The following is a 16843-nucleotide window of genomic DNA, read 5'->3' as shown; positions in this document are numbered from 1 at the left end:
CGAAAAGGAAGGTTTGATGGCGGATATAAATATAGTTCAGCAACATAAGCTGACAGCGGAAAAAGCCCGCGCGGCGGCCCAGCAGGTGGCCGACAAGCTGGCGCAGGAATATGATTTGGCCTGCACCTGGGATGGCGATGTGTTGCGCTTCGAACGCAGTGGGGTCGATGGCGCGCTGATTCTTGAGAAAGACCAGGCCCAGCTCAACCTGAAGCTCGGTTTCATGCTGAGCGCGTTTGCGCCCATGATTGAAGGCAAGATTGCTGACAAGATGCGCAAGGTATTTGCCGAGTCGGCCTGAAGCCGTCATTGCCTGTTTTTGATGATCAGGACAGCACACGCGTTCCCTGGCGGCCAGTTCTGCCCCGCCGCCAGTTTCCCCCGGATTTTGCCGCCTTATGTGTGCTGGCGAACATTGCTAACATATTTCAATTTGGAAAGCTATTGGACTTTGGCGTCCTTTTACGCTATACTTGACGCATATTACAACAGTTAAGTCCTTGCAACACTTCTGCTCCGCAGGCATTTTTCACTGATGCAGTGAGAAATAATCTCAGGGCCTTGCGCCCCATCCAGTAAGCATTTTGACCCGCGTTTTTTTGGTCAAATACATTTGGTTCCATGTATTTGCATGGTACCGCGCGTCGCTAAAAGTCCTGAACCCCAGCCTCTTTCAGCGCGCAGACGGACACCCCGGCATGGCTAGCGTCTTGCCGGCAACACGCGTGTCACCCCTTTTTCCTGTCGCTCCCGCGCGCTTGTCAGCGCCTGTGCGTCGCCGACGGTAAAAGGTTTGCTGATTCCCGCCGCTGGCGCTGCCGGCCGGGTCTCAATCCATTCGTCAATCGAGGGAGAACCACAACGTGGCAAAACAAATCATCATCGACCATGTATTCAAGGTCTTCGGCGACCAGCCGAAAGAAGCGCTGGCACTGGTACGCCAGGGCGCCAGCAAGCAGGACATCCTGGCCCGGACCGACTGCACCATCGGCGTGTTCGACGCCAGCTTCACGATTGAGGCGGGCGAGATCTTCGTCATCATGGGCCTGTCCGGTTCCGGCAAGTCGACCCTGGTGCGCATGCTCAACCGCCTGATCGAGCCGACCGACGGCCGCATCATGATCGACGGCAACGATATCAATACCCTGCCCGACAAGGAGCTGCGCGCGCTGCGCCGCAAGGACATCAGCATGGTGTTCCAGTCGTTCGCCCTGCTGCCGCAAATTACCGTGCTCGACAATACCGCCTTCGGCATGGAGCTGGCCGGCATGCCGAAATCCGAGCGCCATGCGCTGGCGCAGGAAGCGCTGTCGCAGGTGGGCCTCGATGGCTACGGCGCCAGCTACCCCGACGAATTGTCGGGCGGCATGCAGCAGCGCGTGGGCCTGGCCCGTGCGCTGGCCTGCGATCCGTCGATCCTGCTGATGGACGAGGCGTTTTCCGCGCTCGATCCGATCATGCGCACGGAAATGCAATCGGAACTGCTGCGCCTGCAACAGATCAAGCGCCGCACCATCGTCTTCATTTCGCATGACCTTGACGAAGCGATGCGCATCGGCGACCGCATCGCCATCATGAAAGATGGCCATGTGGTGCAAGTGGGCACGCCCGAAGAAATCCTGCGCAAACCGGCCAACGACTATGTGCGCAATTTCGTGCGCGGCGTCGATGCGGCGGCCGTGTTCAAGGCCAGCGATATTGCCCGCAAGAGCCAGATCGTGGTGTCCGAGTCGCCCACCCGCGGTTCGCGCGCGGCGCTGTCGATGCTGGAAGAGCAGGATCGCGCCTATGCCTATGTGGTCAGCCCGCAGCGCAAGTTTCTCGGCGTGGTGTCGGCCGATTCGCTGCGCAATGCGCTCGACGGCCATGTCGGACCGCTGGGCCTGGCGCACGCCTATTTGCCTGACGTGCAGACCATCGGTGCGGACGAGCCCGTCGCCGGCCTGTTCGGCCAGGTGGCGCAACTGCCTTACGCCGTCCCTGTGGTGGCCAACGACGGTGGCTTTCGCGGCGCCATCAGCAAGACCACCTTGCTGAAGTTCCTCGACCGCGACACGCCGCCCATTGCCGAGCCACAAATACAGAAAGGACAAGCATGAATCCAAGCACCGTTACTGCCGTAGAACCTGTCGTCGAACAGGCGGCCCAGATCAATCCCTGGCTGCCGTCCGCACCCACCGATACCACGTGGCTGGACGCCGCCGCACCGGCCGCCGCGCCCGAGCACGCCGCCGGCGGCTTTCACCTGACGCAAATTTTTGACGGCTCGCTGCCGCTGGAAGCCTGGATCAACCAGGGCCTGGGCTGGGTAGTGGCCAATTTCCGCCCCTTTTTCCAGGCCGTGCGCGCGCCGATCGACGCCACCCTGACGGGCGTGAGCGACGTGCTGCTGGCCGCGCCGTCGCTGACGGTGATCGCCATCATTGGCCTGTTGGCGTGGCAATTTACCAGCCGCGCGCTGGCCATCGGCACCGTCGCATCCCTGCTGGTGGTGTCCATGCTGGGCATCTGGCCGGAGGCGATGATTACCCTGTCGCTGGTGCTGACCTCGCTGGTGTTCTGCATGATCATCGGCTTGCCGCTGGGAATCTTCCTGGCCAGCAGCGACCGCGCGCAAAACATCCTGCGCCCGCTGCTCGACGCCATGCAGACCACGCCTGCCTTTGTGTACCTGGTACCGGTGGTGATGCTGTTTGGTATCGGCAATGCGCCTGGCGTGATCGTGACCATTATTTTTGCCCTGCCGCCGCTGGTGCGCCTGACCAACCTCGGTATCCGCCAGGTGCGTCCCGACCTGATCGAAGCGGCGCGCGCCTATGGCGCTTCGCCCTGGCAGCTGCTGACGCGGGTGCAGTTTCCGCTGGCCATGCCGAACATCATGGCCGGTATCAACCAGTCGCTGATGCTGTCGCTGTCGATGGTGGTGATCGCCTCGATGATCGCCGTCGGTGGCCTGGGCCAGATGGTCTTGCGCGGCATCGGCCGCCTGGACATGGGCCTGGCGACCGTCGGTGGCCTGGGCATCGTGCTGCTGGCCATTACGCTGGACCGTTTGACGCAAGCGATGGGCCAGCCCCGCCGCGGCGTGCGTCACTGGTACCAGACGGGCCCTGCCGGTTTCGTCATGCGCCTGGTGCGCGGCAATCCGGCGCCGGCGCAAGACGCCGCGCCGGCCCCGCTGGCCACCGCACAATAACAAGAAAGGATTTCCATGCATCAAGTTGAACATTTTAAAGTGACACGCAAATCGCAACGCAAGTTCCAGTGGCTGTCGTTTCTCGGCATCGCCGCCCTGGCCCTGAGCACCAGCCTGGCCATGGCGCAAACACCGGCCGCCGATTTACCCGGCAAGGGCATCAAGGTGCAGGCGCTGCAAAGTTCGATCGCGGAAGAAACCTTCCAGACCATGCTGGTCGAGCGCGCGCTGGAAAAGCTCGGTTATGACATGCAGCCGGTCAAGGAAGTGGAGTACCCGACCGCGCATATCGCCATTGCCAATGGCGACGCGACCTTCCTGGCCGTGCACTGGGACCCGCTGCACAAGGACTATTACGACAATGCCGGCGGTGACGCCAAGCTGATGCGGGTGGGAAAATATGCGGGCCCTGCCGCGCAGGGTTACCTGATCGACAAAAAGACGGCCGACAAATACAACATCACCAATATCGACCAGTTGCGCGATCCGACCCTGGCCAAGCTGTTCGACCACGACGGCGACGGCAAGGCCGACCTGACCGGCTGCAATCCGGGCTGGGGCTGCGAGGCGATGATCGAAAATCATATGGACGCCTACAAGCTGCGCGCGACCGTGCAGCACGTGCAGGGCAGTTATTCGGCGCTGATCGCCGACACCATCGGCCGCTACAAGCGTGGCGAACCTATCCTGTACTACACGTGGACGCCGTACTGGGTCAGTGGCGTGCTGGTGCCGGGCAAGGATGTGGCCTGGCTGAAAGTACCGTTCTCGTCGAATCCGGACAAGACCAATACCCGCATGGACGATGGCAGCGATTACGGTTTCGCCGTCAACACCACGCGCATCGTCGTCAACCGCGCCTGGGCCGAGAAAAACCCGGCGGCCCTGAAGCTGTTTGAAGTGATGCGTTTGCCGATTGCCGATATCAATGCGCAAAACGAGCGCATGCGCACCGGCCAGAATACACAAGCCGATATCGCCCGCCATACGGCCGGCTGGATCAAGTTCCACCAGAAGGAATTTGACGGCTGGATCGCGCAGGCATTGGCGGCAGCCAAGAAGTAAGTTTTTTGGCAATAAAAAAGTGGCTACCGGTTTGGTAGCCACTTTGACGTTAACCGCCGGTTCTGGTGGTTATTCGTGAGTTTTTCAGCTTTTTGGCCTGTTTTGGCCCTAAAACGAGCTGATCAGTCCTTCAGATCCTCGATCAGATCGATATATTGCTGTTGCGCCTCTTCTTTCGAGGTGCCGGCCAGGGCGGCCCAGGCGTCGAACTTGGCGCGGCCGACGAAATCGGTCATGCCGGGGCGCTCGCCGGTGGCGTCGCCGCTCGATGCCTGCTTGAACAGGGCATAGATTTTCAGCAAGGTCATATTGTCCGGACGTTCGGACAGTGTCTTCGAATCGAGCTGGGCCTGATCGAATTGTTCTTGCAAGTTCATGGTTGCTCCTCAATGCTGGATGGATCACGGTGTGGGTATACGGCAGGCCTGGCGGAGTGGCCACCGTGCTTGCCGCAATGCCAGACATCATAGTAAAAAAACCGCGCGCTGCATTAGAGTGCCGCCTCAAAAAAAACGCCGCCTGTAGAGGCGGCGCATGCTGCGCTTGAGCGGGGAGGGGAAATTACACGCCCAGCAGCTCGACGTCGAAAATCAGGGTGGCGTTCGGTGGAATCACGCCGCCGGCGCCGCGTGCGCCATAGCCCAGCGCCGCAGGAATGATCAGCTGGCGCTTGCCGCCGATTTTCATGCCTTGCACGCCTTCGTCCCAGCCCTGGATGACGCGGCCTGCGCCCAGCGGGAATTCGAATGGATCGTTGCGGTCCTTGCTCGAATCAAACTTCGAACCGGCGCTGCCGTCGTCGTTTTGCAGCCAGCCCGTGTAGTGCACGACAACATTGTTGCCTGCCTTGGCTTCGGCGCCGTCGCCGATCACGGTGTCGGTATATTGCAGGCCGGAGGCGGTGGTGGTGATGGACATGAGATTCCTTTTGAAGACGATGAAAGCTACAGATTGTAGAGCATGGGCCGCGAATGCGCCACGGCGCGCTTTATCGCGCCTGCCGGCGCTGCCGCGCACCACTTTGTCATGAGCGTGTCGTCGATTATTGCTATCATCGCGCCTCGCACCGTTTTGTTTGACGACGTACATAAAGGGACGCACTGATGCGCAATGTAATCAATTCCTATGGCCGCGCGCTGTTGTCCCAGCTGCATGGCAAGATGTTGCTGCTGAGCGCGTTGCCGTTCCTGCTGTCGCTGCTGCTGTGGGGCGCCTTGCTGTGGTTCGGCCTGCAGCCGCTGATCGACAGCCTGCACGCCTGGTTTACCGAATACGATTTCTTCCGCACCAGCGGCGCCGTGCTGAGCACCTTCGGCCTGGGCATGCTCAAAGCCGTGATCGTGCCGCTGATCGCCATGTTCATGCTGCTGCCGCTGATGATCCTGACGGCGCTGATCTTCATGGGCCTGTTTGCCATGCCGGCGATTGCGCGCCACGTGGGCGGACGCCACTTTGCGCAGCTGGAACAAAAGCATGGTGGCAGCGTGCTGGGCAGTGTCGGCACCTCGCTGGCGACGTTCTTGCTGTTCATTATCGCCTGGGTCGTGATGCTGCCGCTGTATGCGTTTCCGCCGGCCGCGCTGGCAGGACAGGCCGTGCTGTGGGGCTGGCTCACTTACCGCGTGATGGCCTACGACGCGATGGCCGACTACGCCAGCGCGGACGAGCGCCAGACCATCATGCGCACGCGCCGCATGCAGCTGTTCGTGATCGGCCTGGTATCCGGCGTGGCCGGCGCCGTGCCCGGCATGCTGTGGATGGGCGGCGTGATGTCGGTGGTGTTCTTCCCCTTCCTGGCGGGCTTCGCCATCTGGCTGTATGTGCTGATCTTTATTTTTACCGGCCTGTGGTTCCAGTATTACTGCCTGGAAGCGCTGGCCGCGCTGCGCGGCGTGCAGGGCATGAAGGACGTGCCGGCGGCCGACGCGTAATACCCATTATCATATTGAATCGAACAAGGGAGTGACATGGCTATCGGACTGATCATCATCGGCGACGAAATTTTGTCGGGCAAGCGTACGGACCAGCATTTCCCGAAAGTGGTGCAGATGCTCAAGGCGCGTGGCCTGCAGCTGAGCTGGGCGGAATACGTGGGCGACGAGCCGGAGCGCATTGTCGCCTTGCTCAAGCGTACCTTCGCCAGCGGCGACATCGTGCTGTGCTTTGGCGGCATCGGCGCCACGCCGGACGACCACACGCGCCAGGCGGCGGCCAGCGCGCTGGGCCTGCCACTGGTACTGCACCCGCAAGGCAAGCTCAACATCCAGCAGCGCATCACGGAAATGGGTGCGGAAGCGGGCGTGGCGGTCGACCTGGCGTCGCCGGAAAACCTGCACCGTCTGAAGATGGCCGAGTTTGCCGAAGGCGCCGAGCTGATCCCGAACCCGTACAACAAGATTGCCGGCTTTGCCGTGCGTGAACATTATTTCGTGCCCGGTTTCCCCGTCATGTCGTGGCCGATGGTCGAATGGGTGCTCGACACCCATTACGCCCACCTGTTCAACCAGGTGCCGCATGCGGAACACGCCTTGCTGGTGTATGAAACGGCCGAATCGTTGCTGACGCCACTGATGGTGCGGCTCGAAGCGCAGTTCCCGCTGATCAAGGTGTTCAGCCTGCCCAGCGTCGGCGACGCCAACACGCGGCGCCATATCGAGCTCGGCGTCAAGGGCGAGCCGGCCCAGGCGCAGGCCGCGTTTGCCGGGATGCGCGCCGCGCTCGACACCATGCGCGCCGAATACCAGACCATCTGACGCTGGCGGGCGGCTGGCGCGCCTGCATCTATGTATGGAAGCGTACAGTCCGGTCGTTGTTTTTTTGCGAAAATCTTCGTGGAAGAAAAATTTTTGTGCGCGCTCGTCAATGCTGGTCATGCCGATGTGGTGCAATGGTGAACAGGACTTTTGCGTCATTGCCGCCCTGCCCGGGCAGGCGGCGTCTGGTTGCGTATTGTTGATTCACCGGTCTGGATATCATGTCAAGCAAGCAGCATCACCGGCCCCGCCTGGCCACCGCCTTATCTTGCGCAGAGCACGCCGGCTGCATGTGCCGTCACCGCCTGGCTCGCGCCAACCACCCCCTTATTCAAACTGACCCCAGCATCCCATGAAAGACACAGGCGACAACCTGGCCCATGCGCAAGTACGGCCACCCGAAGAACCCGCCGCCGGACCCGAGGCGCCACCGCCGGCCGGCCCGCGCCAGAAGCGCCGTTCGCGCGTCTGGCCGATTTTTGTACTGATCCTGCTGGCGCTGATCGCCGGCGCGGCCTGGTTTGTCATGCGCGAAGTGCGCACCTCGGCCTTGCAGGCGGAGTTTTTCAACCGCCTGAGCCGCCAGCTGACCTACAAGGTCGAGCCCGGTGCCAGCCCCGCCGGCGCGATCCGCTATCCGCAGCATGGCCCGTATGACGAGCGGCTCGGCTACGCCAGCCTGCCCGACTATATCGGCCGGCTCAATGCGCGCGACTATACCGTCACGGCGCAGGCACGCATGTCGCCGAAAATGGTGGAGCTGGCCGACATGGGCGTGTTCGCCACCTACCACGAGAAAAGCCGCGCCGGCCTGACCATCCTCGACTGGCGCGCCGCGCCGCTGTTTTCGGCCGTCTATCCCGAGCGCGCCTTCAACGGTTTTGCCGAAGCGCCGCCGGCGCTGGTGCAAAGCCTGCTGTTCATCGAAAACCGCGAACTGCTCGATCCGGGCACGCCCGAGCGCAATCCGGCTGTCGAATGGGATCGCCTGAGCAAGGCCGTGCTCGACAAGGCCCTGAACATGGTCGGCGGCCATCGCGGCGGCGGCGGCAGCACCCTGGCCACGCAGATCGAAAAATACCGCCATTCGGAAGATGGCCGCACCAGCTCCATGAAGGACAAGCTGTTCCAGATGCTGTCGGCCAGCCTGCGCTCGTACCAGGATGGCGAAAACACCATGGCCGTGCGGCGCAAGATCGTCCTCAACTACCTCAATACCGTGCCGCTGTCGGCAAAGAGCGGCTTTGGCGAAGTCAACGGCATCGGCGACGGCATGTGGGTCTGGTATGGCCGCAACTTCGATGACGTCAAAAAACAACTCAATGCCGGGCTCGACCAGCCGGGCAGCGCGCTGGCCTACAAGCAGGCGCTGAGCCTGCTGATCGCGCAGCGCCGTCCCTCGCACTACCTGGTGGCCGGCGGCGCCGACCTCGAAGCGCTGACCAATAGCCACCTGCGCCTGCTGGCGCAGGCGGGCGTGATCACGCCGCAGTTGCGCGACGCCGCGCTGGCCCAGCCATTGCGTCCGTCGGCGGCGTCGGGCGTGCAGTCGGAAGCGGCCACCTCGTTCGTCACGCGCAAGGCCTCGAATGCCGTGCGCAATCACCTGGCCGGCATGCTGGGCGACCCGCGCCTGTACAACCTCGACCGGCTCGACCTGAAGGTGGTCAGCACGCTTGACGCGCAGGCGCAAAACGCCGTCACCAAGGTCTTGCGCGAATTGCGCGATCCCGAAGTGGCGAAAGCGGCCGGCCTGACCGGCAAGGGCATGCTGGGCAATGGCGACCCGGCCAATGTGGTGTACAGCTTCACCTTGCTGCAAAAAGGCGACAAGGCCAATTTGCTGCGCGTGCAGACCGATAACTTCGACCAGCCGCTCGATATCAACGAAGGCGCCAAGCTGGACCTGGGTTCCACCGCCAAGCTGCGCACCCTGGTCAGCTACCTCGATATCGTCGACCAGCTGCAGCGGCGCTACGGCGCCATGCCGGCGGCCGAACTGTCGAAAGTGGCCGTCGATCCGAAGGACATGCTGACACAGTGGGGTATCGCGTATCTGGCATCGAAACCGGTGGGCGAGGCGCGCAACCTGCCCGACATGCTGGCAGCGGCGATGGAGCGCAAGTATTCGGGCAACCCGGGCGAAGGCTTTTTCACGGGCGGCGGCCTGCATCACTTCGGCAACTTCTCCAAGCTCGACGACAGCCGCATCATGACGGTGCAGCACGCCTTGCAGCAGTCGACCAACCTGGTGTTCGTGCGCCTGATGCGCGACGTGGCGCGCTACTACATGTTCTCGCGGCCCGATTCCTCGGCGTCCTTGCTGGCCGACGCCGACGATCCGCGCCGCGCGCAGTACCTGAGCCGTTTTGCCGACAAGGAAGGGCGTGAATTCCTGCACCGCTTCTACCAGAAGTACCGCGGCAAGAGCGTCGACGAACAGGAAAAGGTCTTGCTGGCCAGCATACGGCCAACGCCGGTGCGCCTGGCCAATATCTACCGCACCGTCAATCCGAAGGGCACGCGCGCCGAGTTCGCCGACTTCCTGAACGTCAACCTGACGTCGCAAAACGAAGTGCCGCCCGAGCGCGCGGCGAAGCTGTACGACCAGTATGCGATGGAGAACTGGTCGCTGGCCGACCGCGGCTACCTGGCCAATGTGCATCCGCTCGAATTGTGGATGGTGGCTTTCCTGCGCCAGAACCCGGGCGCGACCTTGTCGCAGATGGTGGCGGCCAGCGAAAAGCAGCGCCAGGAAGTCTACAAATGGCTGTTCAACACGCACCGCAAGCATGCCCAGGACCGCCGCATCGCCGACTTGCTGGAAGTCGAAGGATTTCTGGAAATTCATCGCCAGTGGAAAAAGATGGGTTATCCGTTTGATTCCCTGGTGCCGTCGTTTGCCACCACCCTGGGCGCCTCGGCCGACCGTCCCGCTTCGCTGGCCGAGTTGATGGGCATTATCATCAACGACGGCGTGCGCAAACCGAGCGTGCGCATCGATTCCATGCATTTTGCCGCCAACACGCCGTATGACACCATGGTCAAGCGCGCTGCCAACGTGAAGGCCGAACAGGTGCTGTCGCCGGACGTGGCGCGCGCGGTGGCCAAGGCGATCCGCGCGGTGGTCTCGGACGGCACCGCCAAGCGCGCGAAAACCGCCTTCATAGGCGCCGACGGCGAGCCGATTCCGGTCGGCGGCAAGACCGGTACCGGCGACCAGCGCTTCGACGTGTATGGCGCCGGCGGCCGCCTGATCGAGTCGCGCTACGTGAACCGCTCGGCCACGTTCGTGTTCAATATCGGCGAACGCTTCTATGGCAGCATGACGGCCTATGTGCGTGGGCCGGAGTCGAAAAACTACGACTTCACCAGCGCCTTGCCGGTGCAGTTGCTGGTGTCGCTGGCGCCCAGCCTGATGCCGCTGATCGATCCGGATGCGCCGGTCCGTGCTGCGCTCAAACCGCCGGTCACGCCGCCAGTCACGCCGGCTGCCAAGCCGCCGGTCAAACAACCGGTCAAACAGGCGGACAAGCAGCCAGCCAAACCGCCGGTCAAACAGGCGGACAAGCAGCCCGTCAAACAGGCCGACAAACTGCCGGTCAAACAGTCTCTCAATTAGCCTGCGAACGCCGCCGTCTTGTGCGCCAGGCGCGCATGATAGGCGGCGATCGCAGGGTAGTCGGGATGCGGCAGCGGCGCCATCAGCCAGCGCTTGACGGACAGGCCCAGCACGATATCGGCCACGGTGAAGCGCTCGCCGCAGACATGCGCGCCGGTGCGCTGCAGCTGCTGTTCCAGCACGCCCATCATGGCGTTCCAGCCTGCAATGCCGGCCGCCAGCTGCGTCGCGTCCTGGTGCGCCGGACTCTGGCGCACCAGCGACATGAAGGCATAGCGCCATGAATTGTTCAGCTCGCCCATCTGCCAGTCCATCCATTTTTCCACTTCGGCGCGCCCTCGCGGGTCCACCGGCAGCAGGTCGTCGCGGCCTTCGCGCGCACACAGGTAGCGGCAGATGGTGTTCGATTCCCACAGCACCAGTTCGCCGTCGCGCAGCACCGGCACCATCGCGTTGGGATTGAGCGCCAGGAACGCCGGGTCGTGGGTGGTGCGAAAGCCGCTGCCCCAGTCTTCGCGTTCGTAGGGCAGGTGCAGTTCTTCGCAGGTCCACAACACCTTGCGGACATTGATCGAGGCGGCTTTGCCGAGGATATGCAACATGTATGGCTCCGTACAGATGGCAGGACTGCCAATGTAGCGCACGCGAAAGCCGCTTGCATAGTCGTCCATTTCTTGGCATGGTAGCCCCCCATGAAACCCATGCGCCACCATATGTCCAAAATCCTCGCGTTCAGCCGTTTTTCCATACGCGACTTTCTCGCCGCCGCCGGCCCCACCTTGCTGCTGATCGCAGCCGTCTGCGCGCTGGCCTACTGGCTGGTCGATCCGGCGCCGCCGCGCCAGGTGCGACTGTCCACCGGGCAGGACAACAGCGCTTACGAAGAGTTCGGCAAAAAGTATGCGGCCACCCTGGCCAGGCACGGCGTCAAGGTCGGCTTGCAGCCTTCGCTGGGGTCGCAGGAAAACCTGCAGCGCTTAAACAGCGGCACCACCGATATCGCCTTCGTGCAAAGCGGCTCGACCGAACACGCCGATGCCGAACGCCACGGCCTGATTTCCCTGGGCAGCCTGTTTACAGAACCGGTCTGGCTGTTCCTGCGCGAGGATAAGGCGGTCACGGAGCTGACGCAATTGCGCGGCATGAAGATCAACCTCGGGCCGGAGGGCACGGGCGTGCCGGGCCTGTTCCGGCAACTGCTGGCTGTCAATGGCGTCGAGCCGAATGAACTGACGGTCAGCGCGCTGCAAAACACGCCGGCCACGGTGGAACTGCTGGAAGGGCGCATCGACGGCCTGGTGTTCAGCTCGGCGCCGGAAGCGCCGCTGATCCAGATGCTGCTGCAAACGCCGGGCATCCGGCTGTTCGATTTTTCGCAGGCCGAGGCGTACACGCGGCGCCTGCCTTTCCTGACGCATGTGGTGCTGCCGCGCGGCATTGTCGACCTGGGGCGCAATATCCCGGCGCAGGATTATCACCTGATCGCGCCGACCGCCACCCTGGTGGCGCGTGAGGACTTGCATCCGGCGCTGGTCGACTTGTTCGTGCAGGCGGCCGCAAGCATCCATGGCGGCACCGGCTGGTTCCAGCAGCAGGGCCAGTTTCCGTCGGCGCGCTACACGGAAATTCCGGTGGCGCCCGAAGCGCTGAAATTCTACAAGGATGGCGCACCGGTGCTGCAGCGCTACATGAGCTTCTGGCTGGCCAATTTTTTTGACCGCATGTGGGTGCTCGTGGTGGCGCTGGGTGCGCTGATCTTGCCGCTGTCGCGCGTGGTGCCGCCGCTGTATGTGTGGCGCATCCGCTCGCGCGTGTACCGCTGGTACGGCCAGCTGCGCACGGTGGAGCAGGCGCTGGAAGACGTGCCGGGGCAGCGCCGCGCGCAGGTGTATGCGGAACAATTGCAGCGCCTGGACGAGATCGAAGAGATGGTCAACCAGATCTCGATACCGCTGTCGTTTGCCGATGGACTGTACGGCTTGCGCAGCCATATCAATTTCGTGCGCAAGCGCATCCTGAGCCTGATGGGCGAGCACGCGACCGAGGCTATACCAGAGTAAGCGACAGCTTGCCCGACCAGCGCGGCCGCGCGTTCCGGTGGGCGAGGAGAATTGGCGCTGTTGCGCTGTTATTAACAGCGGCTTCAGGCCCCCAGCCAGGGCAGGCCGGCCTTGCACCAGCCGCCGATTGCCTTGCGGTGGCCATCGGCGTCCTTGTCGCCTTCAAAACCTTCCAGGATGTCATAACAGTTTGCGTAGCCATGTTCGGTGGCCAGCTTGGCCGCGTGGCGCGAGCGCACGCCGGAGCGGCACAGGAACAGCAGCACCTGGTCCTGGCCGGCCTGGCTGGCCAGTTGCTGCATGAAGTCGGGATTGGGCACGCCGCCCGGATAGGTGGCCCACTGCACCGCGCCATGCTGGGTATCGGCGATATCGACCCGGCCGACCCAGTCGCGCTCGGCATTGGTGCGCACGTCGATCAGCTTGACGGCGGGATCGCGCTGCAACAGCTCATAGGCTTCCTGTGGCGTGACGGCGCCCGCATATGGCGTGCCCTCGTTGGCGCGGCTGCGGGCAAGGTTCAGGATGTCGGCGGCGGTGCTCATGATGTGCTCCTGTGTGGGAATCGGTGGGGACGGCGATGTGAGCAATTATAGTGCGGCGATGGCGCACCGCAACCGACAGCGGGCAGTGCACCATCAGCGTGCATTTTCCATGGTTTTCAAATAAACGCTGCAAAATGGTGCATTATTTGTTTTGCGCACTTGCATGGTGCATTTTTGATTTGGCGCAAGACGGACTTAAAAAATAACGTCGTTGAAGCTTTTACGGGGATAGCCATGCTTTGCCAGTGCCGGTGACTACTACTTAAAAGCTGGCATGGAATCTGCTATGATTCCTGTGAGTTTTGGTGGCACGCAATCTTTGCTTCGCTTCATCAGCCCGGACGCATTCAGGTCGGCTCACCCCACATTCATTTAGGAGATACGCATGGCAATGACAGCCGCAGAAGTCTTGAAGATGGTAGAAGAGAACGAAGTCAAATTCGTTGATTTCCGCTTTGCCGACACCCGTGGTAAAGAGCAGCACGTAACGGTGCCCGTGTCGCACTTCGACATGGACAAATTCGAATCGGGCCACGCCTTTGACGGCTCCTCGATCGCTGGCTGGAAGGGCATTGAAGCGTCCGACATGATTTTGCTGCCGGATCCAAGCACCGCCAATATCGACCCGTTCATGGAAGAAACCACGCTGTTCATGCAGTGCGACGTGATCGAACCGTCGGACGGCAAGGGCTATGACCGCGACCCGCGCTCGATCGCGAAACGCGCCGAAGCCTACCTGAAATCGTCGGGCATGGGCGACACCGCCTACTTCGGCCCGGAGCCGGAATTCTTCATCTTCGACAGCGTGCGCTGGAAAATCGACATGTCGGGCTGCTTCGTCAAGATCGGTTCGGACGAAGGTTCGTGGTCGACCGGCAAGGACATCGAAGGCGGCAACAGCGGCCACCGTCCGACCGTCAAGGGCGGTTACTTCCCGGTGCCACCAGTGGACAGCTTCCAGGACATGCGTTCGGAAATGTGCCTGATCCTCGAATCCCTGGGCATCCCGGTCGAAGTGCACCACCATGAAGTCGCCGGCGCCGGCCAGAACGAAATCGGCACCAAGTTCTCGACCCTGGTCGAGCGCGCCGACTGGACGCAAAACCTGAAATACGTGGTCTGGAACGTGGCGCACAGCTATGGCAAGACCGCCACCTTCATGCCGAAACCGATCGTTGGCGACAACGGTTCGGGCATGCACGTGCACCAGTCGGTATGGAAAGACGGCAAGAACCTGTTCGCCGGCGACGGCTATGCCGGTCTGTCCGATTTCGCCCTGTACTACATCGGCGGCATCATCAAGCACGCCAAGGCCCTGAACGCGATCACCAACCCGGGCACCAACTCGTACAAGCGCCTGGTGCCAGGCTACGAAGCACCGGTGAAACTGGCGTACTCGGCGAAGAACCGTTCCGCCTCGATCCGTATTCCGCACGTCGCCAATCCAAAAGGCCGCCGCGTCGAAGCACGTTTCCCGGATCCACTGGCCAACCCATACCTGTGCTTCGCCGCACTGCTGATGGCCGGCCTGGACGGTGTTGCCAACAAGATCCATCCGGGCGAAGCCGCCTCGAAAGATCTGTACCATCTGCCGCCTGAGGAAGATGCACTGATCCCTACCGTCTGCGCGTCGCTGGAAGAAGCCCTGGACGCCCTGGACAAGGACCGCGAGTTCCTGACCCGTGGCGGCGTATTCAGCGATTCGATGATCGATGCCTACCTGGAACTGAAAATGCAGGACGTGCAGCGCATGCGCATGACCACGCACCCTGCCGAGTTCGACATGTACTACTCGCTGTAAGCGGGCGTCATGCCGGCTTGTATGCCGGCATCAACAGAAACGCGGGTGAGGCGATCGGTCTTGCCCGCGTTTTTTTATGAATCGCGCCACTGCGATGTTGTATAGTCGGCCCGGTACCGTGAGAGCTGACAGGAGTGGAACGTGAACAAGCATTACAGGATGGCGCTGGCGGCGGCCCTGCTGGGCGCCGCCAGCCAGGCGCATGCACAATTGTATGTGTGCAGCGACGCCGGGGGCCATAAAACGTATACCGACAAGCGCGAAAACGCGGCCTGCAAGCTGCTCGATCTGCCCGGCGCCATGAGCGAACCGCCGCGCCGCAGCGCACCGGTGGCCGCGCCCGCCGCCAGGACGGCATTGCCGCCGGCCGCTGCGGCGCCTGCGAGTGGCACGGGCAACTTTCCCCGCGTCGACGGTGCCGAGCAGCGCGCGCGCGACCTGGACCGGCGCCAGATCCTGCAGGACGAGCTGCGCAGCGAAGAGCAGAAGCTGGCCGCGCAGCGCCAGGAATTCAACCAGGGCCAGCCTGAACGCCAGGGTAACGAGCGCAACTATGCCAAGTACCAGGAGCGGGTGGCCCAATTGAAAGACAACCTCAGCCGGACGCAGCAAAACGTCGAGGCCTTGAAACGAGAGATTGCGAATATCCGATGACCGATTCCCACCCCCCTGCGTTCCGTCCGCCGCACCTGGCCGGACTCGACCTGCTGGCCTCGGCCGTGATCGTGCTGGACCACGAGGGCCGCATCAGCTACGCCAACGCGGCGGCGGAAAACCTGCTGGAAAGCTCGCTCAAAGCGCTGTCGCGGCAAAAGCTGACGGCCCTGTTCTCCAACCCGGACGAGCTGGCCGGCATCTGCGCCCAGGCCCGCGAACACAAGTTTTCCGACCTGCGCCAGGACCTGAGCCTCGAGCGCCTGGGGCGCGACCCCTTGCGCGTGCACAGCATCATCAGTGCGCTCGATGGTCCCGAGGACAGCATCCTGATCGAATTGCGCGAGAACGTGCAGCAGTTGAAGCTGGACCGCGAGGAGCGCATCCTCGACCAGAGCCAGGTCAACAAGGAGCTGATTCGCAACCTGGCGCACGAAATCAAGAATCCGCTGGGCGGCATCCGCGGCGCGGCCCAGCTGCTGGAACTGGAACTGCCGGCGCTGCACCTCAGTGAACTGCGCGAATACACGCAGGTCATCATCAAGGAAGCGGACCGGCTGCAGACCCTGGTCGACCGCCTGCTGGCGCCGCACCGCCGCCCGCACATCGTCGGCGACGTCAATATCCACGAGGTGTGCGAGCGCGTGCGCAGCCTGATCCTGGCCGAGTTTCCCAGCGGCCTGACCATCTCGCGCGACTACGACGCCTCGATTCCCGAGTTCCGCGGCGACAAGGAGCAGCTGATCCAGACCGTATTGAACATCGCCCACAACGCGGCGCAAGCCTTGTCCGACCGCATCGAAGCGGGCGACGCCGAACTGATTTTCAAGACCCGCGTGGCGCGCCAGGTGACCCTGGCGAAGGTCCGTTACGGCCTGGCATTAGACTTGCATATCATTGACAATGGACCGGGCATCGCACCCCAGATCCGTGACCGGATTTTCTACCCGCTGGTGTCGGGACGGGAAGGCGGCAGCGGATTGGGACTGACCTTGGCACAGACCTTCGTGCAACAGCACCTGGGCGTGATCGAATGCGAAAGCCGGCCTGGATATACCGATTTCAGGATTGTTTTGCCTTTGCCATAAGCGTGGGAAGCACCTGCCGTCGTATCCCACTCATGAAATCCATTGCGGGACGCACACAC

The 16843-nt window shown here is 62.4% G+C and carries 15 protein-coding genes; 11 read left to right on the top strand and 4 right to left on the bottom strand.

Translation table 11 applies throughout. The annotated features are described in order from the left end of the window. Positions 1–16: 16 nt before the first annotated feature. The 4 genes from ASR47_RS08625 (at position 17) to proX (ending at position 4261) form a co-directional block, all read left to right on the top strand. Positions 17–301, top strand: a complete 285-nt coding sequence (locus ASR47_RS08625; protein ID WP_065307360.1) for a polyhydroxyalkanoic acid system family protein — start codon at positions 17–19, stop codon at positions 299–301. Positions 302–863: 562 nt separating this feature from the next. Beyond that, positions 864–2099: a glycine betaine/L-proline ABC transporter ATP-binding protein ProV gene (gene proV, locus ASR47_RS08620; protein WP_065307359.1), complete on the top strand. Its 1236-nt coding sequence runs from the start codon at positions 864–866 to the stop codon at positions 2097–2099. Then, complete coding sequence (proW, locus tag ASR47_RS08615; protein WP_065307358.1) at positions 2096–3196, top strand: glycine betaine/L-proline ABC transporter permease ProW; 1101 nt, start codon at positions 2096–2098, stop codon at positions 3194–3196. The genes proV and proW overlap by 4 nt, the downstream gene beginning before the upstream one ends. Positions 3197–3211: 15 nt before the next feature. Beyond that, complete coding sequence (proX, locus tag ASR47_RS08610; RefSeq protein WP_065307357.1) at positions 3212–4261, top strand: glycine betaine/L-proline ABC transporter substrate-binding protein ProX; 1050 nt, start codon at positions 3212–3214, stop codon at positions 4259–4261. A 122-nt stretch (positions 4262–4383) separates the two neighbouring features. Here proX and ASR47_RS08605 read toward each other — a convergent pair whose 3' ends face one another. Further along, positions 4384–4638, bottom strand: coding sequence for an acyl-CoA-binding protein (locus ASR47_RS08605; protein WP_065307356.1), 255 nt, complete (start codon positions 4636–4638; stop codon positions 4384–4386). 184 nt (positions 4639–4822) lie between these two features. Beyond that, positions 4823–5179, bottom strand: a complete 357-nt coding sequence (locus ASR47_RS08600; protein ID WP_065307355.1) for an FKBP-type peptidyl-prolyl cis-trans isomerase — start codon at positions 5177–5179, stop codon at positions 4823–4825. Positions 5180–5364: 185 nt separating this feature from the next. On the opposite strand from ASR47_RS08600, the gene ASR47_RS08595 reads away from it, so the two are divergent. The 3 genes from ASR47_RS08595 (at position 5365) to ASR47_RS08585 (ending at position 10636) form a co-directional block, all read left to right on the top strand. Next, positions 5365–6192 (top strand): EI24 domain-containing protein, encoded by an 828-nt coding sequence (locus ASR47_RS08595; protein WP_065307354.1) that lies wholly within the window; start codon positions 5365–5367, stop codon positions 6190–6192. A 36-nt stretch (positions 6193–6228) separates the two neighbouring features. After that, positions 6229–7014, top strand: a complete 786-nt coding sequence (locus tag ASR47_RS08590) for a competence/damage-inducible protein A (RefSeq protein WP_065307353.1) — start codon at positions 6229–6231, stop codon at positions 7012–7014. Between the two features lie 352 nt (positions 7015–7366). Continuing rightward, positions 7367–10636, top strand: a complete 3270-nt coding sequence (locus tag ASR47_RS08585) for a transglycosylase domain-containing protein (RefSeq protein ID WP_082988819.1) — start codon at positions 7367–7369, stop codon at positions 10634–10636. Here ASR47_RS08585 and ASR47_RS08580 read toward each other — a convergent pair. Next, positions 10633–11238 carry a glutathione S-transferase family protein gene (locus ASR47_RS08580; RefSeq protein ID WP_065307432.1) on the bottom strand — a complete coding sequence of 202 codons (606 nt, stop codon included), beginning with the start codon at positions 11236–11238 and terminating at the stop codon, positions 10633–10635. The two genes, ASR47_RS08585 and ASR47_RS08580, sit on opposite strands and share 4 nt — an antisense overlap. Before the next feature lie 111 nt (positions 11239–11349). Here ASR47_RS08580 and ASR47_RS08575 point away from each other — a divergent pair, with 111 nt between their 5' ends. After that, positions 11350–12696, top strand: a complete 1347-nt coding sequence (locus ASR47_RS08575; protein WP_065307431.1) for a TAXI family TRAP transporter solute-binding subunit — start codon at positions 11350–11352, stop codon at positions 12694–12696. Positions 12697–12779: 83 nt separating this feature from the next. On the opposite strand, the gene ASR47_RS08570 is transcribed toward ASR47_RS08575, so the two are convergent. Then, positions 12780–13241, bottom strand: coding sequence for a rhodanese-like domain-containing protein (locus tag ASR47_RS08570; RefSeq protein ID WP_065307352.1), 462 nt, complete (start codon positions 13239–13241; stop codon positions 12780–12782). Positions 13242–13626: 385 nt separating this feature from the next. Between ASR47_RS08570 and glnA the strand changes: the two genes are divergently transcribed. The 3 genes from glnA (at position 13627) to glnL (ending at position 16784) form a co-directional block, all read left to right on the top strand. Next, positions 13627–15042, top strand: a complete 1416-nt coding sequence (glnA, locus tag ASR47_RS08565) for a type I glutamate--ammonia ligase (protein WP_065307351.1) — start codon at positions 13627–13629, stop codon at positions 15040–15042. Between the two features lie 141 nt (positions 15043–15183). After that, on the top strand, positions 15184–15696 hold the full coding sequence (locus ASR47_RS08560; RefSeq protein ID WP_342670534.1) for a DUF4124 domain-containing protein: 513 nt from the start codon (positions 15184–15186) through the stop codon (positions 15694–15696). Continuing rightward, on the top strand, positions 15693–16784 hold the full coding sequence (gene glnL, locus ASR47_RS08555) for a nitrogen regulation protein NR(II) (protein WP_065307349.1): 1092 nt from the start codon (positions 15693–15695) through the stop codon (positions 16782–16784). Before ASR47_RS08560 ends, glnL begins: the two co-directional genes overlap by 4 nt. The last annotated feature ends 59 nt before the right edge of the window (positions 16785–16843 follow it).

Source organism: Janthinobacterium psychrotolerans (assembly GCF_001677885.1).
GTDB lineage: Bacteria > Pseudomonadota > Gammaproteobacteria > Burkholderiales > Burkholderiaceae_D > Janthinobacterium > Janthinobacterium psychrotolerans.
Note: the sequence above shows the minus strand (reverse complement) of the source record. Positions and strands in the feature narration are given on the sequence as shown.